Genomic DNA, 1,319 nt, shown 5'->3' on the forward strand with positions numbered 1-1,319 from the left:
TGGTCCCCTGTCAATAAAATAGACAATTTAAATAGAGACTTTTTTGTCCTATGCCACGACTAAATTTTGAATTTGAGTTTGATACTCATCTTCAAGTTGCTTTGGTGATTTGAATCCACAGTGACTGTGAATTCTAACTGTGTTGTAAAACGTTTCAATGTACTGAAAAACTAGTCGTTTAGCTTCGGAGTATGAATGGATTTTAAACCGATTTATCCATTCACGCTTAATCAAGGCATGAAACGACTCAATGCAGGCATTATCCCAAGGATAAGCTTTCTTTGAATAGCTTAATGTCATGTTAGCTGTAACTTGATTGTAAGCTTCAGACGTAAACTGACTACCACGATCACTGTGCATGATTAATGGCTTGCTAATATGGCGACTGTGCTTAGTCTTTTCAATAAGTGGGATGACATTCGATACCTCCAAGGTTTCAGATAAGTCCCAACCAATGATCCGTCGGGAGTACAAGTCCATAATACTGGTTAAATAAACGAATCCGTCATGAACTGGAATATAAGTGGTGTCAATGCACCAAACGGCGTTTGGTCGCAATGGATTGAACTGCTCGTCTAAAATATTTATTAGCTGTTTATCAAACTTAGAATTGTGAGTGGTAGTCGTCCAAGGGGTTAGGTAAACGGCGTGAATGCCAAGTTCACGCATATACTTACCAACAGTTCGTTCAGCGATCTTATATCCTTTTGAGCGAAGTTCTTGGGTGATTTTGCCGGCACCGTAAATACAAAGGCTTTTGAGCCAAATTGCTTTAATTTCACCTTGAATAAACTTCTTCCGAAGCTTTCGCGGTGATTGGTGATTATGATGCTTTTCTCGTTGATAGTAACCACTTCTTGAGATTCCAACATAATCACACATACCATTGATGGAAGGGTGGGATTCCAAAGCGTGCTGAACGTCCATTTCTTGGTATACCTTTTCGGTAGTTACTTGCTCAGAATCCCGATTGATTTTTTTAACACTTCGATCGCTCCTTCAGCGTCACGAAGTTGACGCTTTAGTCGTGCAATCTCCTTGTCCTTATCGCTGGCAAAATTACCAGAGCCACGGCCAAACTCCCCAGTCTCAGTAAACAGCTTAATCCATTTATGTAATGTACTAGCCCCAATACCTAGATTCTTACTTATTTCATTCATGGTCATGTGATCCTTGTTATCTAAGTAATACTGAACGGCCTGTTCCTTAAATTCCTTGTCATAACTGTGCTTCGTCATTATTTGATCCTCCAATTTACTTCCTTAATTATACTAAATCAGAGTCTCTATTTAACTTGTACACTTTTTATTCTAGGCCCA

General features: G+C 39.2%; 2 protein-coding genes. Both read right to left on the reverse strand.

Annotation, left to right across the window (positions count from 1 at the left end):
* Positions 1-48 precede the first annotated feature (48 nt).
* Positions 49-927, reverse strand: a complete 879-nt coding sequence (locus tag FFM82_RS13390; protein WP_137646244.1) for an IS3 family transposase — start codon at positions 925-927, stop codon at positions 49-51.
* Between the two features lie 23 nt (positions 928-950).
* The gene (locus tag FFM82_RS13395) at positions 951-1,238 is read right to left on the reverse strand and encodes a transposase (RefSeq protein ID WP_003688751.1); all 288 of its coding nucleotides are present in this window, start codon (positions 1,236-1,238) and stop codon (positions 951-953) included.
* Between the last annotated feature and the right edge of the window lie 81 nt (positions 1,239-1,319).

It is taken from the genome of Lactiplantibacillus plajomi (assembly GCF_005405405.1).
GTDB classification, from domain to species: Bacteria; Bacillota; Bacilli; order Lactobacillales; family Lactobacillaceae; genus Lactiplantibacillus; species Lactiplantibacillus plajomi.

Excerpts from the sequence above, each read along its gene's own strand:
- FFM82_RS13390 (WP_137646244.1), bottom strand. The coding sequence starts at position 927 with ATGGACGTTCAGCACGCTTTGGAATCCCACCCTTCCATCAATGGTATG.
- FFM82_RS13395 (WP_003688751.1), bottom strand. The coding sequence starts at position 1,238 with ATGACGAAGCACAGTTATGACAAGGAATTTAAGGAACAGGCCGTTCAG.